The sequence below is a fragment of the Neoluteolibacter marinus genome, from assembly GCF_014904755.1.
GTDB classification, from domain to species: Bacteria; Verrucomicrobiota; Verrucomicrobiia; order Verrucomicrobiales; family Akkermansiaceae; genus Haloferula; species Haloferula marina.
On record NZ_JACZFQ010000072.1, the window covers coordinates 39,606 to 63,455 of the forward strand.

Below are 23,850 nucleotides of genomic sequence, written 5' to 3' on the forward strand. Positions count from 1 at the left end.
ATTTTAGCCCCGTGGCTGTCAATGGCAAGGCGCGAAGTAGGGGTTGGAGAAGTTCGCGCTGAACCGTCAGTCGCAGGCGGACATGCTGGCCAGTGACGTCTTCCCGGGGCTGGGAAACGCGGTTTGTGCTTTCGCGGCAAAACATCCGAGCCGGGTTGCGGCGGCGGTGACCCAGAGGAATCCGGGAGGATGGCGTTAAAAGTTTTCAAAGTGAAGTAAAGGTGATATTTGTGAACATTGTGGTGGATCCCTAGGTTCTGGGTTCATAGATGCGTTGGCGTCGCATGAGAACTCGTTCCTTGCCCGGGCTCCGGGTTCAAATTCTCCATGATTTCATGCATCCGGGACTCGCCTTGCTGTTCCTCACCCTGCCGCTCGTCGCTTCGGCTGCACCCCTGAAGCTATGGTTCGAGGAACCGGCTTTGCCCGACCGTTGGGAGACGGATTCCTTGCCGATCGGCAACGGTAAGGTTGGAGCCTTGCTCTTCGGCGGGACCGGGCAGGTGTTCGTCCACTTCAACGAGGATTCCTTGTGGACCGGCGATGCCAACGACACCGGGGCCTTCCAGAGCTTCGGCAACGTCACCTTCGACTTTGCCCGCAGCCCCGCGGCGATTTCCAACTACCGACGCGAGCTGGACTTGGAAGCCGCCGTTCACACCGTGAGCTACACGGCGGATGGCGTGGGATTCAGGCGGACCGCCTTTGCTTCCCAGCCCGCGGGCGTGATCGTTGTCGCTTGTACTGCCGATAAACCGGGTGCCTATTCGGGCGTCATTCGCCTCAATGACGACCACGGCGCAGCGGCACTTGTCTCCGGAGGAGACTCGCTTGAGGTTTCCGGGAAGCTCGCCAACGGCATGAGCTACGCCTCCCGCCTGAAAGTGGTCGCGCGAGGAGGAAGCTTGGTTGCGCGGAACAATGCGCTTGAAGTGACCGCTGCCGACTCGGTCGTCATCTACCTGGGTGCCGGCACGGACTACGTGCAGGATCACCGGAAAAACTGGCGGGGGGAACGGCCCGACGGGAGGGTCGAGACGACCGTGGAGGACGCCGCCCGGCAGTCACTCGACGAGCTTCGAGCGGCCCATATTGAGGATCACCAGGCGCTCTTCGGCCGGTGTTCGATCGATCTCGGAAAGAGCGAGCCGGCCGCCGGGTTGCTCGATGCCAAGGCGCGGCTCCTCAAGTTCGCCGGGAGCGGCCGCGACCCGGACTTCGAGGAACTCGTCTTCCAGTTCGGCCGCTACTGCCTCATCGCCTCGTCGAGGCCCGGATCGCTGCCGGCAAATCTCCAGGGTGTCTGGAACCGCTCCAACAAGCCGCCGTGGCGCTCCGACTATCACACCGACATCAATGTCGACATGAACTACTGGCTCGCCGAACCGACCCATCTCGCCGAGCTCCACCAATCTCTTTTCGACCACGTTCGATCCCAGATCCCGGTGCAGACGGCGAATTCCGGGGTCTACTTCAAGAAGCAGTTCAACAAGGACGTTCGTGGCTGGATCATCGAGTACGAGTCCGGGATTCACGGGGGCGGATCGTACCGCTGGAACCACTCGGGTTCCGCATGGCTGGCCCAGCAGTTCTGGACGCACTTTGCCTACACCCGTGACGAGGCTTTCCTCCGAAGCGAGGCGCTTCCGGTGTTCCGCTCCGTTTGCCTGTTCTGGGAGGACTGGCTGGAGGAGCGCGAGGGCGGGCTCGTCGCACCGCAGGGTTGGTCTCCAGAACATGGACCCACCGAGGACGGCTGCACCTACGACCAGATGTTCGCCTGGGATTCCTTCACGAACTATATCGACGCATGCGGGATCCTGGGCGTCGAGCAGGAGCATGCCGCCGCGGTGAAGGTGCTCCGCGACCGCTTGATGCCGCTCAAGATCGGCCGCTGGGGGCAGCTCCAGGAGTGGCTGCTCCACGACCGTGACAAGAAGCAGGAAGGGCACCGCCACTTGTCGCACCTGGTGGGACTTCACCCGGGGCGCCAACTTCACCCGGGAAGTCCGGACTTATTCGAGGCGGCGAGGAAATCCCTCGCGGCCCGCGGTGATGGCGGTGCCGGCTGGGCCATCCCATGGAAGGCCGCCATGTGGGCGCGGTTCGGCGAAGGCGAGAAGGCCCGGCAACTTTTGGTCAAGAAGCTGCATCCGGTTCTCGTCACCCCGGGAAGAATTGCCGCCGGGACGGATGGCACGGCGCCCAACCTGTTCACCGTGGTTTGGAGCGTGTTCCAGATCGATGGCACCTTCGGCTACACCGCCGCCCTCGCCGAGATGCTGGTCCAGTCCCACGAACCCGGCCGGCTGCACCTCCTTCCGGCCCTGCCCGCGGCTTGGCCGGACGGATCCGTGGCGGGGTTCATGGCGCGGGGCGGGCATGAGATCGATCTGGAATGGAAGAATGGCGAGCTGGTTTCGGCGACGATCACCAAGGGGCCTGGACCGCTGGAAGCGATCGTGATCCAGGGCGAAGCGGCATCGACCGGGGATCCCCGCTTGCACCTTCGCTGAGGCCTGTTGCCGGTCTCGCGACGCGGGTTTTGGGTTGAGTGGCCGCCGGGTGCCGGTAGAGTCCGCCCGAGTTCATGATCCGCCCTTTTCTCTGCCTGGTTTTCCTGCTTTCCGGCCGTTTGGCATTCGCCCAGCAGGGCGAAGCCTTCATGGTAGTTGAGGCGCATTCCGGGAAGGTGCTGATTGCCTCGAATTCGGTGGTGAAGCGTCCGATCGCCAGTTTGACGAAGATCGCCACCGGGGTGATCGCCGTCGATTGGGCGGATGCCATCAAGGTGGACTTGAGCCAGGTGGAAGCCGTCGTGCCTCCGTCGGCCCTCGCGATCGGCGGGCCGAATCCAATGGCGCTCCAGCCGGGTGACCGGATGTCACTGCGCGACGCCCTGTACTCGGCCATGCTCGGGTCGGACAACATTGCCGCAATGACCGTGGCGCACCATGTGGGCGGCGAGATCCTGCGGGCCCGTGGCAAGGGCGGCGATCCCGTGGAGGCCTTCGTGGGCGAAATGAACGAGCTGGCGAAAGCGATCAAGCTTTCCAAAACCCGCTTCCGCAATCCCCACGGCCTGGAGCTCCCGAAACAGACCGGCCTCTCGACGGCGGCGGACGTCGCCAAGCTCTCGATCTACGCGATGCGGAAACCGGGCTTCACTTTCATCGTCCGTCAGACCGATCGCCAGGTGACGGTGCACGGGATCAACGGTGACCGGTCGTTCAAGGTGAAGAACACCAACGAACTGGTGGGACAGCCGAACATCCTGGGCGTCAAGACCGGCACCACCGCGGCGGCTGGAGCGTGTCTGAGCGTCGCTGTGGAACGTGAGCCTCTGGTGCGGGAAAAACCGGACGGCGAGAAGTCGGTGACCCCGCGGCGCCTGATCATCGTGCTATTGAACAGCCCCGACCGCTTCAACCGGGCCAGCGCGCTGATCCCCCAGGGCTGGGATGCGTATGACCGGTGGGTCGCGGCAGGCGCTCCGGTGGTCAACCGCGAGAAGGAAATCCTCGAGGTTCCGAATCCGCGGTAAAGATGGCGCGGTTTTGACTTATCGAATCGGTCTTTAAACTCCACACCCACAAGCGATGCGCATCGGTATTCTCAATAGCGGGGGCGATTGCCCGGGGCTCAATGCGGTGATCCACGGTGTCGTGGGGGCCGCCACCCAGCTCGGCTGGGAAGTGATCGGCTTCAAGGACGGCTTCGAGGGGCTCCTGCCTCCCGGCGATTACAAGGTTCTCAAGCCGCAGGACACGCTGGGCATCCTCAAGCTCGGCGGCACGATCCTCGGAACCACCAACAAGGGCCACTTCGCGGCGAAGGTCGGCAAAGGTGACATCGCGGAAGTGCCGGCGGAGATCGTCGCCAAGGCCAAGCGCACGATGGAGCTCCTTGAAATCCGCGCCTTGATCATCGTCGGGGGTGACGGCTCGCTGACCACCGGTTTGCAACTCTACCGCGAAGGCTGGCCGATCATCGGGGTGCCAAAGACCATCGACAACGACCTCATGGCCACCGCCATGACCTTCGGGTTCGACAGCGCGGTCAGCACCGTGGTGGACGGCCTCGACCGCCTCCACACGACGGCGGAAAGCCACAAGCGGATCATGGTTCTCGAGGTGATGGGACGCCACGCGGGTTGGATCGCCCTGTGGGGCGGCATCGCGGGTGGCGCCGATGTCATCCTGTTGCCGGAAATCCCCTTCAACACCGAGAGGGTCGCGGAGTTCATCAAGCAGCGTGACTCCCAGGGCCATCACAGCACCCTGGTGGTGGTGGCCGAAGGGGCGCTGTTGCCCGACGGGGAACTGGCGACCGTGGCGGAGAACTCCGGCGGAGAGGTCCGGCTCGGCGGGATCGGCGAGATTGTCGCTCGCCGTCTTGAGGATCTGACCGGCAAGGAGACGCGGTCCTGCACGCTCGGCCACCTCCAGCGCGGCGGAGCTCCTACTGCGCTCGACCGGATCCTTGGAACCCGCTTCGGGGTGATGGCGGTGAAGCTGGCCGAGGAAGGTCGTTTCGGCCGCATGGTCAGCTATCAGGCGTACCACGTCGATTCCGTGCCGATCGAGGAAGCGGTCAACAAGCTGCGCCTGGTCGAGCCCGAAGGCGAAATGGTCCAGGCCGCCAAGGCAGTCGGGATTTGCCTCGGTGATTGATCGCCCGCACAGAGCTTTGATCCGGCAGCGGGCGCGGTGACGTGCCCGCTGTTTTGCGTCCGGGTTTTCACTGCTCTTGCGGCGGCGGGGCAAGGCGGATAGAAGACCGCCCACATGTCTATCGATCCGCTTCTGCAGTTGCTCCGCCGCCAGGCGCGTCACAGCCATCAGGAACTCGCCGAGTTGCTGTCGATGTCCGAGAACGAGGTCCGCGCCCGTCTTGAGGCCTGGGAGTCCGACGGGACCATTCTCGGTTATCAGGCGGTGATAGATCCCGAACAGGCGGGGGATGATGATGTGTCGGCCTTCATCGAGGTGAAGCTCACGCCGGAGCGCGGGGGCGGGTTTGACCGGCTGGCGATGCGAATCGCCCGCTTCGAGCAGGTCGTGAGCTGCTATCTCGCGAGCGGTGGCTACGACCTGATGGTGGTCGTGGAAGGCAGCGACCTGCGGGAGGTGGCGAGCTTCGTCACCGAGAAGCTCAGCACCATGGACGGGGTGCTTTCGACCGCCACCCACTTCCGGCTCAAGACCTACAAGGAAAACGGTTTCCTCTTCGAGGAGGTGTCCGCGCCGGAGCGGCTTGCGGTTTCCCCCTGATTTTTCCCGCGCAAAAGGAAAACCCGCCCGGAACGAATTCCGGGCGGGTGCCATGCCCGTCGAGGGCCATCACCTAAGGAAGCGGAGCTTGAATTCTCAAGGCTGGGCGGGAACGTGCAGCTCCGATCCCTTTGCAAGGACTGTACTGGAATTCAGGTTCAGGCCGTTCAGGGCATTCAGTTTTGCGGTGCTGGTGCCGTGTGCTGCGGCAAAAGCACCGAAATCGGTATTCTCGGTGATTGAGATGAGTTTGATGCGCGGGGTGCTGGCCACGGTTTGGCTGGTGGACTCGGCGACCTCCGGTGCGGCTGGCTTCGACGCAGAGGCCTTGGGAGCTGGCGGTGCGGGAGCGGGCTTGGTTTCCGCCACCGCGGGGCTCTTGCCGCCGAGAACGAGGGTTTGACCCGGACGCAGGCTCTCGGCCTTGGTCGAGGGATTGGCTGCCTGCAGGGTCTGCGGGCTCAGTCCGTAGTGGCGGGCAATGCTGTAAAAGGTCTCGCCGGACTTCACGACATGAGTGCCTTGTCCGGAGCGCTTCGCTGGAGCGGCTTTGGCCGGTGCCGCCTTGTCGGGTAAGCGGAGCTTTTGTCCCGGGCGGATGAGCGACGGGTTGCTCAGGTTGTTGAGCTTGATCAGTGTCGCGCTGGTGGTGCCGTGGCGCTTGGCAAGCTTCGAAATGTTGTCGCCGCTGCGGACGATCCCGTAGGCCGGCCCGGATGAAGCCGCCGGGGTTTCGGTGGCCTCGACATGCTCGCGGGGAGCGGGAGTCTTGCTGGCGGTTTCCACCAGTGACTTGAGCTGGCTGTTTTCCAGTTCAAGCTGGCGGATTTGCCGCTCCTGTTCCGAACAACGGTCTTGGAGCAGCTCCAACTCGGTCTTTGCGTTCGCGAAGGGGGCGGTGCAGGCGAGGGCGGCGAGGAACGGCAGGACTCTCATGACGGGATGAGAATTTTCAAAATTCCGTCCCGGAAACAAGGTAAATTTAACAAATCTTAATAATTAACCCCTAAGTGACTCCAGCTGAGGCGGGAGGCCTCGCGCGCGACTCAGGAGTCGCTCGAGCGCTCGGAATCGCCTTGCTGACCGGCGGGGACTTCCGCGGCGGTCGGTGCCTGGACGATCTCAACCGGGGCCCCGCTTGGCGCGTAGGGAAGGCGCGTGGTGGAGAGCCACTGGCCGCTTTCGAGGCCGTCGCGCACGACCAACAGGTCGGCGGTCGACCAAACCGGCGCGATCTTGGTCCGGACGATCGCTGGATTCTCGCGATCGACCAGATAGACGCTGTTCACCCCGCGCATGGCGTGGCGGGGAAGCACGAAGACCTCCTCGAGGATCTTGCCTTGGATGGATGCACGGACAGGCTGGCCGATGCGCAGCGGAGGTTTGCCCGAAGCGAGGCCAAAGGGATCTTCAATTCGGGCGATGGCGAACAATTCCCGCGACGATTCGTCCAAAGTGCCTTCGGTGCGGACGATGGTGGCCCGCCAAGTGTTGCTGCTGGCCGCACCCAAGGCGTCGGTGAGAGTGACGGGGACTTCAGTGTCCCCCGGCTGCGACGGCAAATCCACGAAGCCAAGCTGGCGGGGCGAGAGGGGCAGGCGGATTTCCGCGAAATCGGTTGCGAAAACTTCACCCAGAGGCGTCGAGCCGCCGACCGCTTGGCCTAGTCCGACCGCCCGCTGCTGGACGCGACCATCGAAAGGGGCGCGGATTTTGGTGCGATCCAGGTCGCGCCTGGCTTGCTCGAGATCGGCCTTCGCGGCATCGACCGAAGCCTTGGCTTCCTTGAGCTGGGGAATCCGCAGGACCAGCTCGGAGGGTTCTTCCTCATAGCCGAGGTCCTGCCAGTTCAGCCGGGCTTGTTTGGCGCGGGCCTCTTCCTGGACTAGGACCGCTTCCGCCCGGGCCAACCGTGACTCCGCCCCCGACACGGCGACCTGGAAGTCGGCGGGGTCGAGTTCCGCCAGTACGTCGCCTTTTTGGAAAAAAGCCCCGTCCTCGAAGCCCGGGTGAATGGCGACGATGTTTCCGGCGACCTGTGGCGTGAGGGTGGTGGTGTAGTGGGCGCGCACGCTGCCCTGGCTGTCCAGCAGGACCTGGAAATCGGTCCGGCTGAGTTCGAGGATCTCCGTCTTGAGCGTTTGGGGAGGGGCGGGCTGCGGCTTCGGGGCTTCCAGCGGAATGCCCAACCGCCACGCGGTGAGCGCACCGAGCGTCAGGATGACAACTGGAATGAGGAGTCGGAGAAGCATGAATCAGATGGGCGAACGTGCACCGCAAAGCGGGTTTTGCCAAATACGAACAGGATCGGCCGGAATTGCGCCTTTGTGCGTCAACGGGCCTCGGTCTTGAAATCACCGCCGAGGGCGAGGTGGAGATCGATGCGGTTTTGGAGCCGGTCGTTGCGCAGCCGGATCAAACCGCTGCGGGCGTTGGTGGCGCGGTTCTGGGACTCAAGCACGCGCAGGATGTCATCATTGACCCCGTCGGAGTAGTCGCGCGCCGCTTGCTTCTGGGCGAGAGCGGCCTGCTCGACTTCCTGGATAAGGTAGGCTTCCTGCTCGGCCAGCGAGAGGTCGGCGGCGAGGGCGGATTCCACCTCGCGGAAGGCTTCGAGCGCGGTTTGGGAGTAATCGTGGATGGTGGCTTGGTTGGCGGCCACCGCGCCCCGGGCGTCGGCCGCCAGGGCGCCGCCCTCGTAGAGCGGTTGGCTCAGGTTTGCGGCGATCGATGAGGTGAGCCAGGCCGGATTGAGGAGGTTCGAGAAGTGATCCACCGAGGTGCCGCTGCCGGCGCTGAGCGCGAGACGCGGGAGGAGGGCCTTGCGCGACGCGTCGGCGCGTTTGGCCGAGGCGAAGATCCGCGCCCTCGCTGCGGCGAGGTCGGGGCGGCGCTCGATGAGGTCGGCGGGGATCCCGGCGGGCACGCCCGGTTTCAGGGTGGGGAGCTCGCGCTGGGCACGGGTCCTGCCGGAAGGATAGCGGCCGGTCAGCACCTCGAAGCTGCGGGCGGCTTCGTCACGCAACAGTTCGGTTGCCTTCACCGCGCGCTCCGAAGCGGAGACGTTGGTACGGCCGAGCTGGACGTCGAGGGCACCCTGACCGGCGCCGCCCTTGAAGAGTCGCTCGACGGCGCGGAGCACCCGCTGGTTGGAGTCGAGCGTGCTGTGGGCCAGCTCCAGCAGTTGCTCGGTGGCGATCAGGTTGCACCAGGCCTTGGCGGCGTTGGCGGCGAGGGACAGGCGTGCGCCGCGGTAGTTGGCGCGAACGACCGCGTAGTCGGCATCGTCCGCGGCATTCAAGTCCCGCAGGCGCCCCCAGAGGTCGGCCTCCCAGCCGGCGGCGAGGGACAGGCCGTAGCGCTCGCTTTCACTGGCGGGCAGCTTGCCATTCTCGGAAATGCTGTAACCACCCGAGGTTCCGAGGCTGGCGGTCGGGCGGATCCGGGATTTTCCCGCGATGTTGGACTCCTTCGCCTGCCGCATCCGGGCGGCGGCGGCCTTGAGGTCCTGGTTGTGGGCGAGGGCCTCGTCGACCGCGCGGTTCAGATCCCGGTCGGAGAACTCGTTCAGCCAGCCGGTGCTGATCTTGCCATCGCTGCCGCTTGACGCGGCTTGCCAGGTGGCGGGGCTGCCGACTTCGATCCGTTCCCGCGGCGATTCGAAGTTCATATTATTGCAAGCCGCGAGGGGCAATCCGGCGAGGACGATGAGATGACGCAGACGGCCGGCCGGGGATGGTCCGGTATGCAGGCTGTGACGGGAATTCCGTTGCATTTCCTTGGTTCAGTCGCTGATAGTCGGTCCGCGTGACCGTCGAAAGAAAAGCCCTTACGTCCTTCCTGTCGGCAATTTGTCTTCTGGCCGCCGGTGTGGTTTCCCGAGCGGAGGAAGCTCCGAAACCCGAGACCGCGGAGAAGCCAACCGAGACCCAGCCCGAGGGCAAGGAAGAAGCGCCGCCAAAGAAGGACGCAACTCCGGCGGAGGGTGAAAAGCCCAAGGAAGATGCGCCCAAGCCCGAGAAAACCGACAAGGACAAGCCGGTGGAAGTGATGCCGGATGAAGACGATGCCGCCGCCGCCGAGCGCAAGGAGGCCGCCGAAGGAGCGGTCGCCGTGGCCCGGCCGCTGTCTTCGGATCCGGTGCAGGTCTACGGTTGGCGCGAATGGGTGAAGGTCGGCGAGAAGGAGGTGAAGCTCGCCGCCAAGCTCGACACGGGTGCACGCACCAGCTCGATCCATGCGGAGGAAAAGGAGCTCTTCGAGCGCGATGGCAAGAAATGGGTACGCTTCATCGTCACGGATCCGGGTGAGGAAAAGTCGGCCCGCATTCGTATCGAGGCACCGCTGACCCGGATCGCCCATATCAAGGAGCCGGGCGGGGAATCCGAGGCCCGCGAGGTCGTTCGCCTCAATTTCACCATCGGCGACCGCAAGCTGCGCGCCGACTTCACGCTCAACAACCGCAGCAACATGCTGAGCCCGGTCCTGATCGGTCGTACCACGATCAAGGAGCTCGGCTGGGTGGATCCGTCCCGCCCCTATCTGGCCGACCAGAAGATCATGCGCTGATTCTTCCCGCCGCTTTTCATGGCATCACGCATCAAACTGATCCTGGTGGTCGCCATCCTCAGCCTGATCGGCGGAGGCATTGCAGCCTACAAGCACGTCGAACTCGGCCTGCCCCTGCGCGTCGGTGATCTTCCCGAGCAGTGGCTGGTCGAAGCGAAGATCACTTTCATCGCCGACGGCGGGAAGGTGAACGCCCGGCTCTCCCTGCCGGCCGCCGCCATCGACGAAGGACTGGGCAAGGATGCCGGGTCGGTGGGTTACAACTACTATGTCGACAAGGATCTCGGGGAATACACCGCGGTCTGGACTTCCGAGAAGAAGGAGAAGGACGAGAACCAGGCCATCTACTACCGCGTGAGTTTCCCGCGGCGGCAGAAGAGCGGCGGCGAGCCAATCCCGAATGCCGGCGGCGGCAAGCCGGAGGCCGTGACACCCGGATTCGCCGGGGCGATGGAGGATGCGGCCAAGAAGGTCGTCGAGCGGGCGAAATCGGTGTCCGCCGATCCCGACTCATTGTTTGTGGGATTGTTCGGCGAAATCGCGGCGATCGAGACTTCGCAGGAAGTCGGCCTGCTTCGCGCCCGCTACGAGGACGAGTCCGGGCGCAGTGCGTTGACGGTTTTGGGCATCGATCTCCTGAACATGGCCGGGGTGCCCGCGCGGGTGGCCTACGGCGTGCGCCTGGAGGAAGCCCGCGGCAGCCAGCAACCGATCCGCCTGGTTGAATACTACGATGGTGCGACTTGGAAAGTCAGGGACCCCGATGAGCCTTCATCCACCATCGATCCGACCAAGATGTTCGTCTGGAACCGCGGTGGCGGTTCGCTGTTCGAAGTGACCGGGGGGGAGGCCTCGCAGCTCGTTTTCACGGTCATCCGCGACCTGATCCCGCTCAAGGACCTCACCGACCTGCGCGACTCGCCCTTGTTGATTTCCACCATCTTCGGTCTTCCTGCGTCGGAGCAGGCGGTGTTCCGCTTCGTGGTCCTCATCCCGCTCGGCGCCTTCGTGGTGGTGGTCATGCGCAACCTGATCGGGATTGCCACCCTGGGCACCTTCATGCCGGTGCTGCTGGCGCTGGCCTTGCTTGAGATGCCGGTGGACAGCGGGCTGATCATGTTTTCGGTCATTGTCGCGGCCGGCCTGTGGTTCCGCTTCCTGCTGTCGAAACTGAACATGCTCGTCGTGCCGCGGGTTGCCGCCTGTGTGGTGATCGTGACCCTGCTGATGATGCTGCTCAGCGTGATCAGCTACAAGCTGGGCATGCGGTCGGGGCTGCAAATCACTCTCTTCCCGATGATCATCCTCGCATGGACCATCGAGCGCATGTCGCTGATCTGGGAAGAAGAGGGCAAGCGCAGCGCGCTGCTCCAGGTCGGCGGCTCGCTGGTGGTCGCGGTCATCGCCTACCGGTTCATGGCAGTAAGGCAGGTGAAGTACCTGGCCTTCTATTTCCCGGAACTGCTGCTGGTCCTGCTCGCGTTCATCATCCTGCTCGGCCGCTACACCGGCTACCGCTTGTCGGAACTCTTCCGCTTCCGGGATTTCAAGGAGGTCTGACGATGCAAGACCTGAAGAAACAGGACGCAAGCGCCGGCAAGCTGGCATCCGGGCCGAAGCCGCCCGTCGAGCCTACGACACCTCCCCCCGTGGCGCCGACCAAGCGTTGGTGGCATCGTTGGATCCGCACCCCGCGCGAGCTGCGGGAAATGGGGGTGGTGGGGATCAACATGCGCAATGCCCGCTTCCTGTTGCCGAACAATCCGCGGCGGCTCTACGAGTTGGTCGACAACAAGCTCCGCACCAAGCAGATCGCGGCCGAGCACCAGCTCGCCATCCCGGAGACCTACGCGGTGGTTCGCAGCCCGCATGAGACCTCCCGCATTGATCGCCTGATCGAGGGGCGCGAGTCATTCGTGATCAAGCCGGCCCGGGGGTCCGGCGGCAAGGGTGTGCTGGTCATCATGTCCCGCGAGGGAGATGACTTCATCAAACCCAGCGGAGCCCGCCTGAGCCTCGATGAAGTCCGCCACCATTGCTCCAACATCCTTGCCGGGCTATTCAGTCTCGGTGGCAGGCGCGATTTCGCCCTCATCGAGCACCGGGTGCAACCGGCGAGGGCGCTCACGGAGATCAGTTTCCAAGGAGCGCCGGACATCCGGGTGGTGATGTTCCATGGCTATCCCGTCATGGCCATGTTGCGCGCTTCCACCCGCGAGTCGGATGGTCGCTCCAACCTCCACCAGGGGGCGATCGGCGTGGGGATCGATCTCGCCACCGGCCGCACGATCCGTGCCGTTCATCACGGCCACCCGATCGAACGTCATCCGGACCTGAAAGTTCCCGTCGTCGGCGTCCAGCTTCCCCATTGGGATGCCATCCTCGACATCGCGGTGACCTGTCACGAGATGACCGGCCTCGGTTACCTCGGCGTCGACCTGATGATCGACGAGGAAGCCGGCCCGCTGATGATCGAGGTCAACGCGCGGCCCGGGCTTGCGATCCAACTTGCCAACGGGGTCGGTTTGCTGCGGCGCCTGGAACCCGTCTTGGCCCGGCACGAAAGCCACCCGCACGATACCAAGGCCCAGAAGATCGCCTTCTCCCAACGAAGCTTCGCGGCCGCCGGTGTGAACGCGAAGCCGGCGTGATCCGGCAGGAGTCGGGGCGGCGCGGGCAGCGACCGTGCGGGGTGTCGACCTCCCGGGTCCCGATTCCTCGGGGGCGGCTTGACGGGGGCGGGGGGGTTTGGTCTTTCGGGGCATGTCCGACCCCGTCATCCAGGCCTCGAACCTTCACCGCAGTTATCGCATCGGGAAGAAGAGCATCGAGGTGCTGCATGGCATCGACCTCTCGATCCACCGCGGCGAGCGCGTCTTCCTTTGTGGTCCCAGCGGCGCCGGCAAGACCACCCTGCTCTACACCCTGGCCGGACTGGAGCATCCGGAACAGGGGACGGTGCACATCGACGGCACCGACCTCTATTCGCTCGGGCCGAAGCGGCAGGCGGCGTTCCGCAATGCCAAGATCGGCTACATTTTCCAGAACTACCTGCTGCTGCCCGAGCTCACCGCCTTTGAGAACGTCCTGGTTCCCGGGGCCATCGGTGGCGTGGATGCGGACGCCGCGGCGCGGGCCGCGCTGGAGCGGGTCGGGCTTGCGGACCGGGCGGATCACCTGCCCGCGGAGCTTTCCGGCGGTGAACAGCAACGGGTGGCGATCGCCCGCGCGCTGGTGAACCACCCGCCGGTGCTCTTTGCCGATGAACCCACCGGCAACCTCGACTCCCGCAACAGCGCCGAGGTGATGGGACTCCTGCTGGGGCTGGCGGCGGAAAGCGGGACCACGCTGGTGGTGGTGACCCACGACGAGCATCTCGCCACCCGCGGTGACCGGCGCCTGATCATCAAGGACGGCACGATCACCGACACGACTCCGGTGAGCGCCTAAAGACCGGGCAGGAAGTCGATCCCCACGAGCCGCTCGACCACCATCAGCAGGCCGGCCACAGCGATGACGATGGAGCCGGCGCGCTTCACCACACGGAAGCGTTCTCCGAGCCAGCCGAAGCACACGAAGGCCGCGGCCAGCACGGCGATCTGGCCGCATTCCACCCCGACGTTGAAGCCGAGCAGCGCGACGGGCAGTTGGTCGGGGCGATCGACCGGCAATAGTTCGGCGAGGACACTGGCAAAGCCGAGGCCATGGATCAGGCCGAAGGCGCCGACCAGCAGCAGACGCCCCTTGCCGAGTTCCTTGACCCAAAGGTTCTCCGCGCCGACCCACGCGATGCTGGCGGCGATCAGGATCTCCACCGGGTTGGCGGGCAGCGTCACCCAGCCCAGCACGGCGGCGGCGAGCGAAACCGAGTGAGCGACGGTGAAAGTGATGGTTTGCTGCAGCAGCGGCTTCCATTTCGGGGCAAGGAGAAACAAGCCGAGCACGAAAAGGATGTGGTCGATCCCGAGCGGAAGGATGTGCACGAAGCCGAGCTTTATCCAGTAGCCGGGCGAGGATTCCTTGGGCCGCATCTCCGGTTGCTCCGGGCTTCGTTCCGCCACCACGGCGCGCTCGCCGCTGACCATCGGGAGAACCTCCGCGGAGCTGCCTTCGCCGGTGGTGACGATCAGCACCACTCCGAAGGGCTCGCGCCAGATTGCTTCCAGTTTGCTTGCGCCCGGCGGGAGTTCGGCTTCGAGATGGATCTCGAGCATTGGCAACTCCTCCGCCTCCCCCTCGTTCATGAAAGGCGCCGGATCCTCGTGAAAGGCCGGGATCTTGAGGTTCCAGGGTAGGGGGGCGCCGTCGGCCTCAAGCTGCAGGCATTCGTGCCAATACTTGTCGCTCTCCCGCTCGATCTCTTCCCATCCCGCCGGGCCGAGCTGGCGCAACCAGGCCAGGTCTTTCGGCTCCTCATCCTCGTCCCCGCGAAGACCGGGTAACATGTAGGCGGCGTCCGCTTCGATGATGCCCGATACCTGGGTGCCATGGATCTGCAGGTCGATCGGCATCTCCGCGATCTGGTGGGCCAGCAGGTGGCTGCACGCCGCGGCGAGCAGGAGAAACAATCCGACGATGCGCATCGGGGTGGAGATCATCGCGCGGGAGGGTGCTTGCAACTAGAACTCTCCGCGTCGCTGCGGGGAGGCGAGTGCGGAAAGCCGGAACGCGTCCGCGACTTCGAGGGCGGCACCTTCCAGCAGGCGATCGAGGCCGCCGATTACTTCGAGGATGCCGCGTGTCCACTGTGTGGCCTGCCAGGCGGGTTCCGAAAGTTCCAGCAGGTGATCGAGCGCGGCTTCGCCCAGGAACGGCTCCAGCCCGTAGCCGACCATCAGGGCCGTGGATCCTCGCCGGGGATCGATGGCCAGCAGGATGGTCCGGTTCTCACCGCCACGGGAGGATTCGATGGAAATGCCGCCGCCGTTGAACACCCAGAACACATGCAACTCGAAGGGATGCTCGGCCGGGAAGGCATGGATCATCACGTGCAGCTGGACCTGCGGGAAGGTCCACATCAAGCGGCGGATCGCCTTGCGGATCCGGGTGATGTCGTTTTTCGAAAGAACACCTGCCGTGTCCGAGACGCCCTCGGTCAAGCGCGGCACCGGCCCCAGCAAGGCGTTCGCCCGTTCCAGGGTCAGCTTGCAGGACGGGCATTCCGGCGAGGTCTCGGTCAGCCGGGTCCTGCAGTAAGGGCAGTGCATGGGAGATTTCTAACGACTCCCGGTGGTCCAGCGGAAGGCCAAAGCTGTACGGGATCGGGAGCTCCATGCGGCGGGTTGCCGCTTTTCCCGGTTGGCAAGCGGGCGGACCGCATCGCACGATCCCGCCATGCAGCGCTTCGCAGGAAAGACGGCCGTGGTCACCGGGGGTGGCCGCGGGATAGGAGGTTCAATCGCCATGGCTCTCGCCGCCGAAGGCGCGAAGGTCGCCGTGGTCAGCCGCAGCGAGTCGAGCTGCGGGGCGTCCGCGGAGGCCATCAACGCCGACTATCCCGGGGCCGCGAAGGCCTATGCCGTGGACGTTTCCGATCACGAGGCGGTCCAGGAGCTCGGCAAGCAGATCATCGCTGATTTCGGCGGCGTGAACATCCTGGTGAACAATGCCGGGGTCACCCGCGACGGCTTGTTGATGCGAATGAAGGAGGAGGACTGGACGACGGTGCTCGACACCAATCTCAAGGGCGCATTCAACACCGTGAAGGCCTTCATGCGCGTGCTGATGAAGGCCGAGGATCCGCGCATCATCAACATCGCGTCGGTGATCGGGCTGATCGGCAATGCCGGGCAGGCGAACTACGCCGCTTCCAAAGCCGGCTTGATCGGGTTCACCAAGTCCGTGGCCCGCGAGCTGTCCGGCCGCCAGGTCACTTGCAACGCGGTGGCTCCCGGTTTCATCACCACCGACATGACCGGTGAACTCCCGGAGAAGGTCCGCGAGGAAGTGCTCGGGAAGATCCCGCTGTCATCCTTCGGTGAGGTCGGGGACATCGCTTCCGCGGTGCTGTTCCTGGCCAGCAAGGAAGCCCGCTATATCACCGGTCAGGTGCTCGCCGTCGACGGCGGCATGACCATGTAATCCACCCGCCGCCATGGAACTCTTTGTCATCCGGCACGCCAAGGCCGAGGCCCACGGGCATCCGCAGGGCGATGGAGCACGCGCGCTGGTGGCAAAGGGGATCGACCAGTCGCAGCGGATCGGCCGCTTTCTCAAGCAGATCGACCGCCGGCCGGACGTGATCCTCACCAGCCCGCTGGTCCGGGCGCGGGAGACGGCCGAGCACTTGTGCAAGGCCGCGGAAATGCCCGGACCGGTCGTCCAGGGCTGGCTGGCCTGTGGCATGGACCCGGAAACGGCGATCCGCGAGCTGGTCGCGTTTTGTGATTTCGAGCGGGTTGGCATCGTGGGCCACGAGCCCGATCTGTCGTCGTTCATCGAGTGGTTGCTCGGATGCAGTGGCAGTTCGGTGGAGGTGAAAAAGGCCTGCGTCAGCGGGTTGCTTGTCCACCCGCCGGCATGGCACGCCCGGCTGCTTTTCCATCTCCCCGTTTCGATGATCCAGGGGTGATCGGATGGGGGGAGCGGAGATTGCGAATCGAGGGCGCAATTTTGCGGAAATGGACATGAAAGCGCAGAAAGGTGCTTGGAAGGTGAGGTTTCGTGATTATTGAATTCATCACTTTCCATTCAGAGTTTGTGGATTCTTCATTCAGAAATTCTTCATTGGTGGCATTTTTACGCAGGTTTGATGGGTGGAGTTGACGGATTTGGTCGTGTGGGCGCGAATTGGGGCGACCCCACGATCCACATGAACATCAAAGTCCCGACTCTTCGAAGCTCTCTGCTGCACACCGCCATCGCGACGGCGCTGATCCATTCCGTGGCACCGGCCGCCTCGTTGTACTGGGACACCAATGGTGCGACCGCGGGCTCAGGAAACGGTTCCGGCAACTGGGATGCCGACAGCAACTGGTCGACCTCCGCTGCCGGCGATGCCGCCACGACCGCCTGGACCAACGGCGAGAGTGCCGTCTTCTCCGCGGGAAGCGACGGCGCGAATTTCACTGCAACGGTGACCGGCACGGTGACCACCCCTTCGATTGTCGTCGAGGAAGCCGGCAACACGGTGACGATCGCCGGAGGCACGATCAACATCGGCGGAGGTTCCATCGACACCTCGCTGCTCGGACCAACCACCAACCGCAATGTCGCGATCAGTTCGGTTCTTGCCGGCTCCGGCGGGCTCACGATCGCGGCCAACGGCAACACCTCTGACAACGGGGGGAGCTCGAACTCCGAGCTCGACCTGACCGGCGTCAACACCTTCACCGGTGACCTCACGATCACTTCCGGCATCGTCGGCTGGAATGCGGACACGGCCTTCGGGGACGCGGCCAACGGCTTGATCTTCGACGGCGGGGGGCTGGTGGACACCAACCGCGGACTCACGCTTTCACGCGACATCAGCATCACCGGAAACGGCGGCTTCATCCGCACCTACGGCAGCGTCAGCACGATCGTGACCGGAACCATTTCCGGCGCCGGAAGCCTCACCAAGACCGACGGCGGTCCCCTGGTCATCGAGTCCGACAACAGCGCCACCTACACCGGCAAGCTGCGGATCGGCGGCGGTCAGCTGAAAGTGGCGGAAGACTCCGCCCTGGGCGCCGTGCCCGCGGCTCCCGTGGCCGACGCGATCACCCTGGCGAACGGAGCCCGCTTCGCGAACGCCGATACCATCGGCGGCAACGACCTGACCCTACCGGCCAATCGCGGGGTGGTGGTGGAAAGCGGCAACGCCGGGTTCAATGCCTCCGCCAGCTTCATTCTCACCGTGGACAGCCCGATCACCGGGGCGGGGAACTTCACCAAGGGAGGCAACGGTGAAATGGTGTTGAACGGTGCCGCTTCGCACACGGGCGAGACCCGCGTGGAAGGCGGCTTTTTCCAGATCAACTCGACCATCGCCGGGACCACCCATTTCCGCGTCTACGGCACCAGTGAAGTGGCCATTAACAGCGGCGCGGAGATCAATGCCGACCGCTTCGTGACCTCAGATGGCAACGGCGCGAAGTCGACCATCACCCACACCGGCGGCACCTTGAACGTCACCGGCACGAGCAACATCAAGACCTCGCTGCGGTCTTTCAACATCGGTCACTGGGGCGCAGGCAGCGCTTCCAGCGTCTACAACCTCTCGGGCGGCGAGTTGAACGCCCTCGGCGCCGAGCTCGGGCTCGGCTGGGACTCGACCAATGTCACCTTCAACCAGACCGGCGGAACCGCCAATCTCCTCGGCATCGACCTGGCCAACGGCCGCAGCAATCCCGCGACCTACAACCTCGAAGGCGGGGTGCTCAATCTCGGCAGCAGCGGCATCACCACCAACGGCGCGAAGACGATCAATCTCGGCGGCGCAACCCTCGGGGCGCTGGCGCCGTGGAGCAGCGGCCAGAGCATGGCACTGACTGGCATCAACGGGGACCTCTCGGTCGAAGCCGGCGACCATGCCATCGGATTGTCCGGCGTGCTCAGCGGCCCCGGCGGGATCGTCGTGGAGTCCGGCCTGCTTTCGCTGGGCGGTGCCAACACCTACACCGGGACCACCACGGTCAACGACGGCGCGCAACTGAGGGTTTCCGGGGCCGACGCCTCTCCGGTCGTCGTCAATACGGGCGGCATGATTTCCGGCAACTCGGTGAGTGCGATCGTTCCCTCATCGATGCCTTCCCTTGACCTGAAGGACGGCACGACCAGCAGCTTCCGTCTCGGCTACGACACGGCGACCATCGCCGACACGCTGGGGACCACCGACACCGACGGCTTCAGCATCACCGGAAGCCATTCCATCGACATCGTTCCGACGATCCCGCTGTTCGTCGGCGACCAGTTCACCTTGTTCGACTACGAGGGCTCGATCCAAGGGGCCGGCTTCGCGGGGCTGAGCCTCGGTTCCTCGTCGAACCCGCATATCTCCTACACGCTGATCGATGACGCGGCCACGACCTCGGTGATCCTCGAGGTGACCGCCGCCGACTCGCTGCTGTGGACCGGCAGCGCCAGCGGGGTCTGGGACACCAACGGAGCCACCAACTGGGAACTGTCGGGCGGTGGCACCGCGTCGAAGTTCTTCCCGCTGGATGCGGTGAGCTTCGAGGACGATGCCACCAACACCAACATCACCGTGTCGGGAACGGTGGAGGTCGCCTCGCTGTCGTTCGACAACTCCTTCGACACCTTCACCTTCTCGGGGGGAGCGATCGGCGGCCCGACCGGCATCGACAAGAACGGTGACGGCACCGTGATCTTCAACAACCAGAACACCTTCACCGGCAAGACCCTGATCGGTGGCGGCACACTGGTGATCGGCAGCGAGGAGGCCCTGGGTGCCTCTCCCTTGGGGCTGGTGGCGAACCAGCTGACGCTCGGCGCCGGAACGCTCTCTGTCAGCGGGACGATGGCGATCGACGATGCCACCCGCGGCATCGCCCTGAGCTCCCCGGATGCGGTCATCGACGTTCCGGCGGCTAGCACCCTCACCATCTCCAGCCCGCTTTCCGGCAGTGGTCCCTTCACCAAGACCGGCGAGGGTAGCCTGGTTTCCAGCGGCGGCAGCTGGACCGGCGGCGTCAATGTCGCCGAGGGCACCTTGCGGATGAACTCCAAGAGCGGCGTGGTGGATTACACCGTGCAGCCGGGCGCCGTACTCGAACTTGGATACACCTCGACCGGAAACTACAACTCGGGGGCGGTCGTCCACGGGTCCGGGCTGGCGTCGCCGTCCGGTCTCTACCTCAAGGCGGGCACCGCGATCACCTTCCAGCGGAGCGGCGGCCTGCGCCTGTCGACGGCCCCGACCACGGTCCGCACTTACGAATCCGGCCAGTCGACCCTCAACGGCTTCGACATCGGCGGAGCGCACCTTTCTGTGGATGCCGCCGCGTCCGGGTCGGTGATCGACAGCTCCGTGAACTTCAACACCGGCGGCTACGGCTACCGCATGAACGTCGCGGCCGGCGCCAACACCACGACCGGAGACGTGATCTTCAATGGCGTGCTGGGCGGAAGCGGCAGCGTCAACAAGGGCACCATCCCGGTGAACTACCAGAAGTATGGTGCCGGGTCGGTTGTGCTCAACGGCACCAGCACCTTCGACGATGGCATCTGGATCCGCCAGGGCTCGGTCATCCTGGGCGGAGATAACGTGATGGCGGCGTCCGTCGGGGCCGTGTTCGGCGACGGTGCGGGTGTCTCCGGCACCCTGGTCATGAACGGCTTCAGCCAGACCTTCAGCGACATCTCCAACTTCAACGGGAACATCGACAGCCGCATCCTCGGCGGGGCGGCTGCCACGTCGACGCTCACTGTCAATGTCAACGCGGCCGGCCGGACCTTCAGCGGTCAACTGGGCGGCACCGGCAACGAGGGGAACCTCGCGCTGGTCAAGACCGGGACCGGTGACCTGACCCTTGCCGGGGTCCTGGCTTACACCGGCCCGACCACCGTCACCGAAGGCGTCCTCGGCTTGGCCACGGCAAGCCTCGACGACAATTCCACGGTCTCGATCGGGGCCGCCGGCAAGCTCGACCTCGCCCACGGCGCCAGCGACGTGGTGGCCAGCCTGATCCTCGACGGCGGAACCCCGATCACCAGCGGCACCTACGGCGCCACCGGGTCCGGTGCCGCCAACATCGACGATGTTCACTTCTCGGGCACCGGCATGTTGAATGTCGGCGGTGTCGCTGATCCCTACGCCGACTTCGAAAGCAGCAACGGCATCGCCGGTGCAGGTGCCGGAACCGACTCCGACGGCGACGGCATCGAGAACGGGATCGAGTTTGTCATCGGCGGCGACCCGAGCGGTCCGAACTCCGATTCGAACGCGCTGCTCCCCACCGCGACCAGCGACGCGACCTACTTGAACTTCGTCTTCCGCCGCACCGCCGCCTCGGCCTCCGCCAATCCGTACGTCCAATATGGCTCGGATCTATCGGGCTGGGCGACGGCGGCACATGGGACCGATGAGGTGATCATCTCGGTGGAGATGGACGGCTTTGAAGCGGGGGTGGACCGGGTCACGGTCCAGATCCCCCGTGCGCTGGGTGCCGGCGGACTCCTGTTCGCCCGCCTGCGCGTGGACATTCCCTGATTCACCATCGATAGGGGTTCTCGGATGGGTTGGAGCCGTCCGGCATTTGCCGGGCGGCTCTTTGCTTTTGCAGCGGGGTAGGCAGGGGGAATGCCCTCGACGGGGAGCATCGCCCGCCTAGGCTCGGCGCCGATGATTTCCCAAGACCCGACCGGCCCCGAACCAATGAAGTATGCGATCCTCGGCGAGGACTCGAGCACGCCGGAGGAGAAGCTGGCCGCTTTCAAAGGCGTCGTGGCGTGGGGTTATCTCAGCCCTCATTTCGAGAGCGGAGTCCTCTATTTCGTCGATCCCGGGCTGGATCTTGAGACCGTGGGCGCGGCCATTTCCGGCAATCAGACGGAGCAGGTGAAGCGTTGGCTGAAGGCGGGTGACCTGGTGAAGATCGAGCAACTCCACGCGATCCAGTGGGCCATGGAGGCGCCTGAGTTCGAGGCGCTGGTGGTTTCGCCGTTCGTGCTGTGCCGGCCGGTGCCGGGGTGACCGGTTGCGTGGATGGCCGTTGTGGTCCAGACTGCGGCCGATGGAGGAAAGCGCCTTGCTGGAAGAAGCGACCGCACTGGTGCCGGTGGGCGCCTGGCCTTCGCTGGCCGAGGCCCACGAGCACGCGCTGGTGGTGCTGGCGATGAACCGCGAATGCCTGGTGCATGCCGGGGACGGCCTTTACGCGCTGCACGCTGAACCCGATCATGCCGCGGCGATCCGCCGGGAGTTCGAACTCTACGCGGCGGAGCAGTCGGAGCGGCGTGAGCCTGCGGAACCGCCGCTGTTTCCTGCCGGCGTGGAGCTGGCGATGCTCTGGATCGCGGCGCTGGTGGGGATGTTTGTCTGGCAAGGGCGCGATCCGGCGCTCACCGACCGCTTGTTGAATTCCAATCTGGCGGTTTTCGACGGCGGCGAGTGGTGGCGTCCGTTCACCGCCCTGTTCCTTCACGCCGATGCCGCCCATTTGCTGGGGAATCTGGGCATCGGCGGGCTCTTTTGCGTGATGGTCGCGAAATCGATCGGCGCCCTGCGCGGATGGGCATTGATCCTGGCCGCGGGAACGCTGGGGAACGCGATCAATGCCTGGCTCCACCTGCCCGAGTCGTTCCGCTCCTTGGGGGCCTCGACGGCCACCTTCGGGGCGGTGGGAATCCTGGTCGGGGTGTTCAGCATGCACGCGTGGCGCGCCGGTTCCTACCGACGGCTGCGACCGCTGCTCGGACCGGTGATGGTCGGGCTGGTGGTGCTGGGGTGGTATGGCACCGGCGGGGGACAACAGGACGGGGTGACCGATGTGGCCGGACACGTGGCCGGCTGGAGTTGCGGGGTTGCCCTCGGCGCGGCGGTGGCAGCGACCATTCCGTTCGAGGAAGAAGAACGCGCCGCCTGATCCGGAGGGGATGATGCTTAAAACCCGCGGTAGTCCTTTGGAACCGAGGGCTTGATGGAGACCATCACTCGAAGAACTTCTTGAGCGCCTTCTGCTCGTCCGGGTCGAGGGCGTCCTTCCACACGCGATCGCCACCGTCGCCGGTCGATCCCGCCGCACCGCCGGCGCGGGCGCCGATCGGGGTCTTGTCGACATCGTGTTCCCCGTCCTGAAGTTGCAGAAGATCCCCGGGCAGGGCGCGGGAGAGGTCCTTTGATTCGATCCCGGTGAGATCGCCGGTGTCGATCTTGTCGCCTTCCTTGCCGAGGACTCCGGGTGCATGACCGGGACCCCGGTCGACGCCGCCCTTGCCCGGGCCTTCGCCCTGCTTCTCACCGTCCTGGCCGTCGCCTCCGAGCAGCTCGTCGAGCCACTCGTCGCCTTGGCCCTCGCCTCCGCCTTGGCAATCCTTGCAAGCCTGACCGGCCTTCTTCATGTTCTCGCGCAGTTGCTGGAGCTGCTCGGGATTGAGGCCGAGATTGTTCGGGTCGAGCTGGCCGAGTTGATCCAAGAGCTGGGGGTTCGGCTTGAGGGCACCGTTCCGGAGACCCTGGAGCGCCTGGTCGAACTGGTTGAGCAGGCGGTCCTTTTCCGCAGCGGACATGCCGCCGGCGTTCTTCTCCAGGTTGCCGAGGGCGCGATCGGCCCGGGTGAGCTCGCGGTCGAGCTTCTCCACCTGGTTGGCGTGCTCCTTTTTCAAGGTGTCGGTCGCCTCAAGGGACGAGTGGCTGAACCAGTCCTCTTCTTCCTGGGACCGCAACTCCTCGAGCTTCTTGCGCATCTCCTCGATGTACGTCTCATCGATCATCTCCTCCTGGTCGAGCCGCTCGAGGTCGGCCTCGAGATTCTCCCAGGCCATCGGTTGGTCCGGATGATCGGCGGGGCCGGTATCACGGGCCGACACCGGGATCAGCATACCCGCCGCGAGAAATCCCAGCGCGGCGACGGGCGGAACGATCACCCGCTGCCAATGCCAATCGACGCCGGCATCGACCTGCTTCGGCAGTTCGGGCCACGGCGCGACCCCGGCACTGGCCGCGGAAAGCGCGTTGCGAAGCCGCATCGAGGCCTCGATCCGGACCATGGAAAGCGCCGGCTTCTCAAAGCGCCTGCGGGCGATCAGCCAAGCGATTGCCGCGAGAACGGCGACCGTGCCGGCCGTCGCAGCGGCCAGGATCCAAAGCGGCGCGTCGGGCATCTCGCGGCGGACCAGAAGCAGGGCGCAGGCGCCGAGCAGGCCGAGCACCACCAGCGGGACCGACAGGGTCTCGATCCACCAGGCGGTGTTGATTTTCCGCGCCACGGTCTTGGCGTGACGTTGCCAGGCGTCGCGGAGCTCCTCGGTTGAAGTCTTCATGATCCGGTGACGACCATAACGCCGCCGCCGGCTTCGGCGATGTGAAAAATCGGTGAAATGGCGTGGCGGCTGGCCGGGGAACCGC

General features: G+C 64.9%; 19 protein-coding genes. 13 read left to right on the forward strand and 6 right to left on the reverse strand.

From position 1 onward, the window contains the following. Window positions 1-335 precede the first annotated feature (335 nt). The 4 genes from IG178_RS14000 (at window position 336) to IG178_RS14015 (ending at window position 5,273) form a co-directional block, all read left to right on the forward strand. The gene (locus tag IG178_RS14000; protein ID WP_193213186.1) at window positions 336-2,516 is read left to right on the forward strand and encodes a glycoside hydrolase family 95 protein; all 2,181 of its coding nucleotides are present in this window, start codon (window positions 336-338) and stop codon (window positions 2,514-2,516) included. Between the two features lie 74 nt (window positions 2,517-2,590). Next, on the forward strand, window positions 2,591-3,544 hold the full coding sequence (locus IG178_RS14005; protein WP_193213187.1) for a D-alanyl-D-alanine carboxypeptidase family protein: 954 nt from the start codon (window positions 2,591-2,593) through the stop codon (window positions 3,542-3,544). Between the two features lie 55 nt (window positions 3,545-3,599). Then, a complete protein-coding gene (locus IG178_RS14010; protein ID WP_193213188.1) occupies window positions 3,600-4,673 on the forward strand; it encodes a 6-phosphofructokinase in 1,074 nt (357 codons plus the stop codon). A gap of 114 nt (window positions 4,674-4,787) precedes the next feature. Then, window positions 4,788-5,273, forward strand: a complete 486-nt coding sequence (locus IG178_RS14015) for an Lrp/AsnC family transcriptional regulator (RefSeq protein ID WP_193213189.1) — start codon at window positions 4,788-4,790, stop codon at window positions 5,271-5,273. Window positions 5,274-5,369: 96 nt separating this feature from the next. On the opposite strand, the gene IG178_RS14020 is transcribed toward IG178_RS14015, so the two are convergent. From IG178_RS14020 to IG178_RS14030, 3 genes are all read right to left on the reverse strand, one after another. Continuing rightward, window positions 5,370-6,209: a LysM peptidoglycan-binding domain-containing protein gene (locus IG178_RS14020; protein WP_193213190.1), complete on the reverse strand. Its 840-nt coding sequence runs from the start codon at window positions 6,207-6,209 to the stop codon at window positions 5,370-5,372. 110 nt (window positions 6,210-6,319) lie between these two features. Beyond that, on the reverse strand, window positions 6,320-7,525 hold the full coding sequence (locus IG178_RS14025) for an efflux RND transporter periplasmic adaptor subunit (protein ID WP_193213191.1): 1,206 nt from the start codon (window positions 7,523-7,525) through the stop codon (window positions 6,320-6,322). A gap of 80 nt (window positions 7,526-7,605) precedes the next feature. Further along, complete coding sequence (locus IG178_RS14030; RefSeq protein WP_226895434.1) at window positions 7,606-9,048, reverse strand: efflux transporter outer membrane subunit; 1,443 nt, start codon at window positions 9,046-9,048, stop codon at window positions 7,606-7,608. Window positions 9,049-9,080: 32 nt separating this feature from the next. Between IG178_RS14030 and IG178_RS14035 the strand changes: the two genes are divergently transcribed. The 4 genes from IG178_RS14035 to IG178_RS14050 all read left to right on the forward strand — a co-directional run bounded on the left by IG178_RS14035 (window position 9,081) and on the right by IG178_RS14050 (window position 13,292). Next, entirely contained in the window at window positions 9,081-9,842 is a 762-nt protein-coding gene (locus tag IG178_RS14035; RefSeq protein ID WP_193213193.1) for a putative ATP-dependent zinc protease, read from the forward strand. Between the two features lie 18 nt (window positions 9,843-9,860). Then, a complete protein-coding gene (locus tag IG178_RS14040) occupies window positions 9,861-11,402 on the forward strand; it encodes a UUP1 family membrane protein (RefSeq protein WP_193213194.1) in 1,542 nt (513 codons plus the stop codon). Window positions 11,403-11,404: 2 nt separating this feature from the next. Further along, on the forward strand, window positions 11,405-12,493 hold the full coding sequence (locus tag IG178_RS14045; RefSeq protein ID WP_193213195.1) for an alpha-L-glutamate ligase-like protein: 1,089 nt from the start codon (window positions 11,405-11,407) through the stop codon (window positions 12,491-12,493). A gap of 112 nt (window positions 12,494-12,605) precedes the next feature. After that, window positions 12,606-13,292 (forward strand): ABC transporter ATP-binding protein, encoded by a 687-nt coding sequence (locus IG178_RS14050; protein WP_193213196.1) that lies wholly within the window; start codon window positions 12,606-12,608, stop codon window positions 13,290-13,292. On the opposite strand, the gene IG178_RS14055 is transcribed toward IG178_RS14050, so the two are convergent. Together IG178_RS14055 and IG178_RS14060 are read right to left on the reverse strand one after the other, a co-directional pair. Then, complete coding sequence (locus IG178_RS14055) at window positions 13,289-14,440, reverse strand: HupE/UreJ family protein (RefSeq protein WP_193213197.1); 1,152 nt, start codon at window positions 14,438-14,440, stop codon at window positions 13,289-13,291. The genes IG178_RS14050 and IG178_RS14055 overlap by 4 nt on opposite strands. A gap of 21 nt (window positions 14,441-14,461) precedes the next feature. After that, window positions 14,462-15,049 carry a TPM domain-containing protein gene (locus IG178_RS14060; RefSeq protein ID WP_193213198.1) on the reverse strand — a complete coding sequence of 196 codons (588 nt, stop codon included), beginning with the start codon at window positions 15,047-15,049 and terminating at the stop codon, window positions 14,462-14,464. A gap of 127 nt (window positions 15,050-15,176) precedes the next feature. Here IG178_RS14060 and fabG point away from each other — a divergent pair, with 127 nt between their 5' ends. The 5 genes from fabG to IG178_RS14085 all read left to right on the forward strand — a co-directional run bounded on the left by fabG (window position 15,177) and on the right by IG178_RS14085 (window position 22,369). After that, window positions 15,177-15,923: a 3-oxoacyl-[acyl-carrier-protein] reductase gene (fabG, locus tag IG178_RS14065; protein WP_193213199.1), complete on the forward strand. Its 747-nt coding sequence runs from the start codon at window positions 15,177-15,179 to the stop codon at window positions 15,921-15,923. Between the two features lie 13 nt (window positions 15,924-15,936). Beyond that, a complete protein-coding gene (locus IG178_RS14070) occupies window positions 15,937-16,413 on the forward strand; it encodes a SixA phosphatase family protein (RefSeq protein ID WP_193213200.1) in 477 nt (158 codons plus the stop codon). Window positions 16,414-16,653: 240 nt separating this feature from the next. Then, complete coding sequence (locus IG178_RS14075) at window positions 16,654-20,994, forward strand: beta strand repeat-containing protein (protein ID WP_193213201.1); 4,341 nt, start codon at window positions 16,654-16,656, stop codon at window positions 20,992-20,994. A gap of 132 nt (window positions 20,995-21,126) precedes the next feature. Beyond that, complete coding sequence (locus IG178_RS14080; protein ID WP_193213202.1) at window positions 21,127-21,477, forward strand: DUF2288 family protein; 351 nt, start codon at window positions 21,127-21,129, stop codon at window positions 21,475-21,477. A 40-nt stretch (window positions 21,478-21,517) separates the two neighbouring features. Further along, a complete protein-coding gene (locus IG178_RS14085) occupies window positions 21,518-22,369 on the forward strand; it encodes a rhomboid family intramembrane serine protease (protein WP_193213203.1) in 852 nt (283 codons plus the stop codon). Window positions 22,370-22,433: 64 nt separating this feature from the next. Here IG178_RS14085 and IG178_RS14090 read toward each other — a convergent pair whose 3' ends face one another. Further along, window positions 22,434-23,765 carry a hypothetical protein gene (locus IG178_RS14090; protein ID WP_193213204.1) on the reverse strand — a complete coding sequence of 444 codons (1,332 nt, stop codon included), beginning with the start codon at window positions 23,763-23,765 and terminating at the stop codon, window positions 22,434-22,436. Window positions 23,766-23,850: the final 85 nt, after the last annotated feature.

What these genes read in the sequence shown, in the direction of transcription:
- IG178_RS14000 (WP_193213186.1), top strand. Translation starts at nt 336, where the DNA reads ATGCATCCGGGACTCGCCTTGCTGTTCCTCACCCTGCCGCTCGTCGCT.
- IG178_RS14005 (WP_193213187.1), top strand. Translation starts at nt 2,591, where the DNA reads ATGATCCGCCCTTTTCTCTGCCTGGTTTTCCTGCTTTCCGGCCGTTTG.
- IG178_RS14010 (WP_193213188.1), top strand. Translation starts at nt 3,600, where the DNA reads ATGCGCATCGGTATTCTCAATAGCGGGGGCGATTGCCCGGGGCTCAAT.
- IG178_RS14015 (WP_193213189.1), top strand. Translation starts at nt 4,788, where the DNA reads ATGTCTATCGATCCGCTTCTGCAGTTGCTCCGCCGCCAGGCGCGTCAC.
- IG178_RS14020 (WP_193213190.1), bottom strand. Translation starts at nt 6,209, where the DNA reads ATGAGAGTCCTGCCGTTCCTCGCCGCCCTCGCCTGCACCGCCCCCTTC.
- IG178_RS14025 (WP_193213191.1), bottom strand. Translation starts at nt 7,525, where the DNA reads ATGCTTCTCCGACTCCTCATTCCAGTTGTCATCCTGACGCTCGGTGCG.
- IG178_RS14030 (WP_226895434.1), bottom strand. Translation starts at nt 9,048, where the DNA reads ATGCAACGGAATTCCCGTCACAGCCTGCATACCGGACCATCCCCGGCC.
- IG178_RS14040 (WP_193213194.1), top strand. Translation starts at nt 9,861, where the DNA reads ATGGCATCACGCATCAAACTGATCCTGGTGGTCGCCATCCTCAGCCTG.
- IG178_RS14045 (WP_193213195.1), top strand. Translation starts at nt 11,405, where the DNA reads ATGCAAGACCTGAAGAAACAGGACGCAAGCGCCGGCAAGCTGGCATCC.
- IG178_RS14050 (WP_193213196.1), top strand. Translation starts at nt 12,606, where the DNA reads ATGTCCGACCCCGTCATCCAGGCCTCGAACCTTCACCGCAGTTATCGC.
- IG178_RS14055 (WP_193213197.1), bottom strand. Translation starts at nt 14,440, where the DNA reads ATGATCTCCACCCCGATGCGCATCGTCGGATTGTTTCTCCTGCTCGCC.
- IG178_RS14060 (WP_193213198.1), bottom strand. Translation starts at nt 15,049, where the DNA reads ATGCACTGCCCTTACTGCAGGACCCGGCTGACCGAGACCTCGCCGGAA.
- fabG (WP_193213199.1), top strand. Translation starts at nt 15,177, where the DNA reads ATGCAGCGCTTCGCAGGAAAGACGGCCGTGGTCACCGGGGGTGGCCGC.
- IG178_RS14070 (WP_193213200.1), top strand. Translation starts at nt 15,937, where the DNA reads ATGGAACTCTTTGTCATCCGGCACGCCAAGGCCGAGGCCCACGGGCAT.
- IG178_RS14075 (WP_193213201.1), top strand. Translation starts at nt 16,654, where the DNA reads ATGAACATCAAAGTCCCGACTCTTCGAAGCTCTCTGCTGCACACCGCC.
- IG178_RS14080 (WP_193213202.1), top strand. Translation starts at nt 21,127, where the DNA reads ATGATTTCCCAAGACCCGACCGGCCCCGAACCAATGAAGTATGCGATC.
- IG178_RS14085 (WP_193213203.1), top strand. Translation starts at nt 21,518, where the DNA reads ATGGAGGAAAGCGCCTTGCTGGAAGAAGCGACCGCACTGGTGCCGGTG.
- IG178_RS14090 (WP_193213204.1), bottom strand. Translation starts at nt 23,765, where the DNA reads ATGAAGACTTCAACCGAGGAGCTCCGCGACGCCTGGCAACGTCACGCC.